The sequence below is a fragment of the Streptomyces sp. NPDC059142 genome (assembly GCF_042755665.1).
Classification (GTDB): Bacteria; Actinomycetota; Actinomycetes; order Streptomycetales; family Streptomycetaceae; genus Streptomyces.
On the sequence record NZ_JBHZDA010000039.1, the window covers coordinates 52,952 to 59,274 of the forward strand.

At 71.4% G+C, this 6,323-nt stretch carries 4 protein-coding genes and 1 pseudogene; 1 reads left to right on the forward strand and 4 read right to left on the reverse strand.

Features of this window, described 5'->3' with window-relative positions; translation table 11 throughout:
- Positions 1 to 107: 107 nt before the first annotated feature.
- The 3 genes and pseudogenes from ACFXPK_RS16760 to ACFXPK_RS16770 all read right to left on the reverse strand — a co-directional run bounded on the left by ACFXPK_RS16760 (position 108) and on the right by ACFXPK_RS16770 (position 3,800).
- The gene (locus ACFXPK_RS16760) at positions 108 to 3,191 is read right to left on the reverse strand and encodes a bifunctional [glutamine synthetase] adenylyltransferase/[glutamine synthetase]-adenylyl-L-tyrosine phosphorylase (protein ID WP_385075942.1); all 3,084 of its coding nucleotides are present in this window, start codon (positions 3,189 to 3,191) and stop codon (positions 108 to 110) included.
- A gap of 209 nt (positions 3,192 to 3,400) precedes the next feature.
- A pseudogene (locus ACFXPK_RS16765) lies at positions 3,401 to 3,487 on the reverse strand (glutamine synthetase); the annotation flags it as partial.
- Positions 3,488 to 3,620: 133 nt separating this feature from the next.
- Positions 3,621 to 3,800 carry an HGGxSTG domain-containing protein gene (locus tag ACFXPK_RS16770; protein ID WP_385075944.1) on the reverse strand — a complete coding sequence of 60 codons (180 nt, stop codon included), beginning with the start codon at positions 3,798 to 3,800 and terminating at the stop codon, positions 3,621 to 3,623.
- A gap of 265 nt (positions 3,801 to 4,065) precedes the next feature.
- Between ACFXPK_RS16770 and ACFXPK_RS16775 the strand changes: the two genes are divergently transcribed.
- Complete coding sequence (locus tag ACFXPK_RS16775; protein ID WP_385075947.1) at positions 4,066 to 4,854, forward strand: GntR family transcriptional regulator; 789 nt, start codon at positions 4,066 to 4,068, stop codon at positions 4,852 to 4,854.
- On the opposite strand, the gene ACFXPK_RS16780 is transcribed toward ACFXPK_RS16775, so the two are convergent.
- Complete coding sequence (locus tag ACFXPK_RS16780) at positions 4,838 to 5,968, reverse strand: XRE family transcriptional regulator (protein WP_385075949.1); 1,131 nt, start codon at positions 5,966 to 5,968, stop codon at positions 4,838 to 4,840. The two genes, ACFXPK_RS16775 and ACFXPK_RS16780, sit on opposite strands and share 17 nt — an antisense overlap.
- Positions 5,969 to 6,323 lie beyond the last annotated feature (355 nt).

A 6,323-nucleotide genomic window follows, 5' to 3' on the forward strand; every position in this document is an offset into this window, starting at 1 on the left:
GCGGTGCCCGGCGCGCCCGCGCGTACGGCGCCGCGCGGGCCCCTGAACCGTGGAGCCGCCCCGGGCGGCGCGCTGCGCCCCCGGGGCGCTCGTCCTCGGCCCCGGTCTCACGGCGCCCCGTAGAACAGCTCCTCCACCACCGCCCGCGCCCTGCGGGTCGTCCGCCGGTAGTCGTCCAGCATCCCGCCGCTGACGCCGCCGTACCCGTTGACGCCGTTGTGGGCGCCGGGCGCGTGCTGCGGCTCGCCACGCTCCGGGCCCACGGCCCCCGCCGGACCCGGCGCGTAGCCGAGGTAGCGGCCCATCGCGCCCATCTCGCGGCTGTCCGAGGGGAAGGTGTCGCCGGACCTGCCGCGCACCAGCATCACCCCGTTGCGCACCCGCGTCGCCAGGACCCACGCCTCGTCCAGGACCGCCGCGTCCCGCGCGCCGATCAGCCCCGCCTCGTGCGCCGCCGCCAGCGCCCGGCGGGTACGGGTCGTACGCAGCCCCGGCACCTCCCAGCCGTGCCGCATCTGGAAGAGCTGCACCGTCCACTCGACGTCGGAGAGCCCGCCCCTGCCCAGCTTGGTGTGGAGCGTCGGGTCCGCGCCGCGCGGCAGCCGCTCCGTCTCCATCCGCGCCTTGAGGCGGCGGATCTCCCGTACCGCGTCCTCGCCGAGACCGCGCTCCGGATACCGCAGCGGGTCGACGAGCGCGACGAAGCGGCGGCCCAGCTCCGCGTCGCCCGCCATCGGCTCGGCGCGCAGCAGCGCCTGGCTCTCCCAGGCGAGCGACCAGCGCCGGTAGTACGCGGCGTAGGAGGCGAGCGTACGGACCATGGGGCCGCTCTTGCCCTCCGGGCGCAGATCCGCGTCGATCAGCAGCGGCGGGTCGGAGGTGGGCACTTGGAGCAGCCGGCGCATCTCGGCGACCACGGCGTTCGCGGCGCGCGCCGCCTCGTGCTCGCTCACGCCGTCGCGCGGCTCGTGGACGAACAGGACGTCCGCGTCGGAGCCGTACCCCAGCTCGTGGCCGCCGAAGCGGCCCATCCCGATGACCGCGAACCGGGTGGGCAGGGTGTCGCCCCACTGGTCGCGCACGACGGCGCGCAGGGCCGCGGCGAGGGTCGCCGCGTTGAGGTCGGTGATCGCGTTCCCGACGCGGTCGACCAGCGCGCCGGGGTCCTCCTCGGCCGGGGAGTCCTCCGTACCGTACGAGCCGATGAGGTCCGCCGCGGCCGTACGGAACAGCTCGCGCCTGCGCACCCCGCGCGCGGCGGTGACCGCGCCCTCGGCGGTGTCGGCGCGGCCGACCGCCGCCAGGACCTCCTGTTCGAGGTGGTCACGGCCGCGCGGGGTCAGCCCGCCCGGGTCGCCGAGGATCGCCACCGCCTCGGGGGCGCGCAGCAGCAGGTCGGGGGCGAGCCGCCCGGCGGACAGGACGCGCGCCAGGTTCTCGGCGGCGGCGCCCTCGTCGCGCAGCAGCCGCAGGTACCAGGGGGTCTTGCCGAGCGCGTCGGAGACCTTGCGGAAGCCGAGCAGTCCGGCGTCGGGGTCGGCGGAGTCCGCGAACCAGCCGAGCAGGACGGGCAGCAGGGTCCGCTGGATGGCCGCCTTGCGGCTCACCCCGGACGACAGCGCCTCCAGATGGCGCAGCGCGGCCCCCGGGTCGGCGTAGCCGAGCGCTTCGAGCCGCTGCCGGGCCGCCTTGGGGCTGAGCCGGATCTCGCCGGGCGCGAGCTGGGCGACCGCGTCGAGCAGCGGCCGGTAGAAGAGTTTCTCGTGGAGCCGGCGTACGGCCGAGGCGTGGCGCCGCCAGGCCCGGTTCAGCTCGGCGACGGGATCGCCGCGCAGCCCGAGGGAGCGGCCGAGGCGGCGCAGGTCGGCCTCGTCCTCGGGGACGAGATGGGTGCGGCGCAGCCTGAAGAGCTGGATGCGGTGTTCCATGGCCCGCAGGAAGCGGTACGCCTCGTCGAGCTGCCGGGCGTCGGCGCGGCCCACGTATCCGCCGGCGGCGAGCGCGTCGAGGGCTTCGAGGGTGGAGCCGCCGCGTAGCGTGGCGTCGCTGCGGCCGTGCACCAACTGGAGGAGCTGTACGGCGAACTCGACGTCCCGCAGTCCGCCGGGGCCGAGTTTGAGTTCGCGCTCGGCCTGTCCCGCGGGGATGTTGTCGATGACGCGGCGGCGCATCTTCTGCACGTCGGGCACGAAGTGGTCGCGTTCGGCGGCCTGCCAGACCAGCGGGGAGAGGGCGTCGATGTACTCGGCGCCGAGGGCCGGGTCCCCGGCGACGGGACGTGCCTTGAGGAGCGCCTGGAACTCCCAGGTCTTCGCCCAGCGCTGGTAATAGGCCAGATGGCTGCTGAGGGAGCGCACGAGCGGTCCGTTGCGGCCCTCGGGGCGCAGGTTGGCGTCGACGGGCCAGATGGTCCCCTCGGCGGTCGTCTCGGAACAGATCCGCATGAGGTGCGAGGCGAGCCGGGTGGCGGCCTGGACGGCGTTCTTCGTGTCGTCGGGTCCTTCGGCGCCCGGCGGGGGTTCGCCGACGAAGATGACGTCCACGTCGGAGACGTAGTTCAGTTCGTGGCCGCCGCACTTGCCCATGGCGATGACGGCGAGCCGGCACGCGGCGGCGTCCTCGGGCGCGGCGGCCTTGGCGATCGCGAGGGCGGCGCGGAGGGTGGCGGTCGCCAGATCGGCCAGTTCGGCGGCGATCTGGGCGACGTCGGCGGTGCCGCAGACGTCCCTGGCCGCTATGGCCAGCAGGCAGCGGCGGTAGACGATCCGCAGCGAGACGGGGTCCTTCGCCTCGGCGAGCGCGTGCTCGAACTCCTCGACGCCGGGGTGCAGATCGGCCAGTTCGTACGTGACGAGGACGTGCCAGTCCTCGGGGTGCCGGGCGAGATGGTCCCCGAGCGCCTCGGACGCCCCGAGCACCCCGAGCAGCCGGTCCCGCAGGGGCTTCGCGCTGATCAAGGTGTCGAGCAGCGGCCGCAGCCGCTCGGCCCCCGCCGCCTCGGCCAGCCGCACGAGCCCGCGCAGCGCGAGATCGGGGTCGGCGGTCTGGCCGAGCGCGTCGAGCAGCAGCGGGTCGGACCGTACGGGCGCCATCTCGGGAACGTCGAGCAGCCGCTCGGCGGCGGACGGATCGGTGAAACCGTGCCGGAGCAGTCGGGTGAACGTACTGCTCCTGCGTCCCGGCATCGTCATCTCGCCGTCTCCTGTCAGCGCGGCAACCGCGCGATCGAGCCCAGGCATCGAGCCTAGTCCCCACCACGGACGGAACACCGCGACAGCCCCGGCCGCGCGTTACGGGACCACCGCCACCACCACGGACCGGGCCGCCACCGAACGGCCTCGGGCCCGCACCGTCGTGGGTGCGGGCCCGAGCGTCGCGTCGGCGGAGCGGGGGGGCTCCCCTACAGCACCGGGAGGTTCTTCTTCAGCTCGAAGGCGGTGACCTCGGAGCGGTACTCCTCCCACTCCTGCTTCTTGTTGCGGAGGAAGTCATGGGGCACCGGGCGGACCTGGGACGATCAGCTCCTCCCCCGTACTGACCAGCCGCCGGACGGTCGCCCTTGGTCGTTGCCGGTCACCGTTGGCCGACCTCGTACGGCCCACGGACGGCCCCGCGACCGGCTACTTCTTCCGTCGCGGCTTGGCCTTCTTCTTCGCTTCATCGGCCTTGCGCTTGGCCACGCCGTACGCCGACCACGACCCCTGGTGCAGGTTGCAGCGAGACGTTCCCACCATCGCCTTCCGCTGGCAGCTTCCTCCTGACTTCGTTGGTGCTCCGCACTTCGACTGCGTGGTTGCCATGCCCGATCAGCCCCTCACCTTGCCGGGAGATTCATACGGAATTGCTTCGTCAATCCATGGCGGCACATCCAACCGGCGGAGGGAAGAGAACAAGTTCCGTCGCAGGGATGCACACAGAGGGGCGCACAGGACTCCGTATGACATAAGCGATCGAGTTTCCCGAAGAGACATCGCGGGGGGAAGACGTGCGACGCTTAAGAGATACGCATTCTCGGATGGGTAGCGGTGGGGCGACGTGGATGAGCGATTGGGGAGCATGCCGCAGATGGGGCCGAAGACGACGAAGGTGTACGAGACGATCCGGGAGTGGCTGGCCTCCGGGGAGCTTGCCCCGGGCGACAAGCTCCCGTCGGAACGGACCCTGGTAGAGCGGCTGGGTATCGGGCGTACCGCGCTGCGGCAGGTGCTCGCCCGGCTGGTCTCAGAGGGTGTCCTGGAGGTACGGGGGCGTAGTTCCTACCGCGTGCCGGGCGGCGTGAGCATCGAGACTCCGACCGGGTTGGAACCCTGGAAGATTCACGGCGAGCGGACCATCTACGACAACCGTTGGGTAAAGCTCGATCTGTGGGACGTGGAGCCTCCCGGGGTGGAGCGCTTCGAGCATCACGTGGTCCGGCTTCAACGCGTCGCCATCTCGGCTGTGCTGGATGACCAGGACCGCGTACTCATGCTGTGGCGGTATCGCTTCGTACCCCAGCAATGGGGCTGGGAGCTCCCGGGCGGCATCGTGGACGCCGGCGAGGATGCCGAGGCCACGGCGCTCCGAGAGGTAGAGGAAGAGACCGGTTGGCGCCCCGCCTCGCTGGACCACGTCGTGACGTATCAGCCGATGGTGGGAATGGTCGACTCTCCGCATGAGATCTTCGTGGGCCGAGGTGCTGAGCGCGTCGGAGAGCCCACGGATCTGGAAGAGGCCGGCCACGTCGAGTGGGTACCGCTGTCGGACGTGCCCGGCCTGATGGCCAAGGGGGACCTGATGGGGTCCGGCACGCTGGTTGCCCTGCTCCACATCCTGGCCAACCGTGGTGGCGCCGGAGCTACAGCCGCGCGCTGAGGAGATCGATCCGCCGACGCTGCCGTACGGAGCCCGTACGGTTCGCGAGCAACCGCGCCTGGCGCAGGTGCGAGGCGGCCTGGTCGTACTCGCCTCGCGTGAGATGCGCGTGGGCCAGATCGCACCGAAGCCCGGCCTGCGCGCGCACGAAGGACGGGTCCACCACTTCGAGCGCGCCGTACAGGCTGCCCACGGCATCGTCATCACCCAGCATGGCGAGGACGTTGCCGTTCCATCGCGCGAGGTGAGCGCTGTTGAGGAAGATGCTCAGCATGTCCGGGTCCCGGTCCTCGGCTCCGGCCGGAATGGTCGTGGCTGCCGCTTCGAGCGCGCGATGGCAGTCGTCGGGCATTCCTGCTTGCGCGCACAGCTCCGCCTCTGCGGCGTACAGCCATGCCCGGAGGCGCGGGGATGCCTTCCCTTCCACGGTCCGCTGCGCGTCTCGTACGAGGGAGACACCGAGCGTCGGGCGGCCCGCCTCGCACAGTACGTACGCCTGCTCCGCCATGGCGTGAGCGAGGTACATGGGCGCGTCCGCGTCCTGCGCGGCCCTTTTCCCCAGTTCGTAGTGGCGCCACGCCCGTTCGACCGCCCCCGAGTCGAGCGCCTGCCACGCCGCGAGGGTGGCCGCCCCTGCGAGCGCGAGCGCGACTGGCCGGCGCGTCTCCGGGAGCACGGCGAAGTTGAGCGCGTCCTCAAGGGCCGCGAGGTGCCCGGCCATCTGGTCGACCAGGCCGGAGGCTCCCATCTGCCGGTCCATGGTCCGCAGTAGTTCGGTCTGGTCGTTGAACGTCTTGACCATGGACTGCCCCACGCTGCTCGCCGAGTCGATTCGAGCGAGCAGATCATCGTAGCCATCGGCAGTGGATGACCCGCTCGCGGCGGGGGCTGCCCGTAGTTCAGCGTCCGTGACACCGAGCAAGTGACGAAGGATCACGGCGTACCGGTCCGAGATGGTGCGCTTGCCGTTCTCCCACTCGGACACGTAGACGCGCAGGCTCGCAGCCGACGCAACGTCCGTGAGATGCCGCCGGGCGTACTCCTCAATCTCTCGGATCAGCCGCTCTTGGGACCACCCGCGAGATTTTCGCGCGCTCCGGAGTCCTTCGCCCACTGGCCACCGCCCGCCGGTCGATCCTCACTGACCTTCACAGCATGCCTCACATCGCCGCAGGTCAACAGGGGTTAACAGGCTCGGAGTTAAGGACTGTTGGCTACCGGCACCCCTCACCTACGCGGTCTTCTGGAGACGCACCGCGAGGCGGATACGGCGCTGAACCTACCGAACCGCTTGACTCTGGTGCGCACCAGATGGGAATCTTCTGGTGCGCACCAGAAAACGGAGCGCGAAAGGCCCTTCTTTGGGCTGCACAGCAGAGGGCGGGGACGCTGCAATCCCGCTAAAGGCCAGGTGGAACAGGGTTTCGGCCCGTACTGGCGAGGTGGCCCGGCGACCGCGAGCAACGGCC

Excerpts from the sequence above, each read along its gene's own strand:
- ACFXPK_RS16760 (WP_385075942.1), bottom strand. The coding sequence starts at position 3,191 with ATGACGATGCCGGGACGCAGGAGCAGTACGTTCACCCGACTGCTCCGG.
- ACFXPK_RS16770 (WP_385075944.1), bottom strand. The coding sequence starts at position 3,800 with ATGGCAACCACGCAGTCGAAGTGCGGAGCACCAACGAAGTCAGGAGGA.
- ACFXPK_RS16775 (WP_385075947.1), top strand. The coding sequence starts at position 4,066 with ATGGGGCCGAAGACGACGAAGGTGTACGAGACGATCCGGGAGTGGCTG.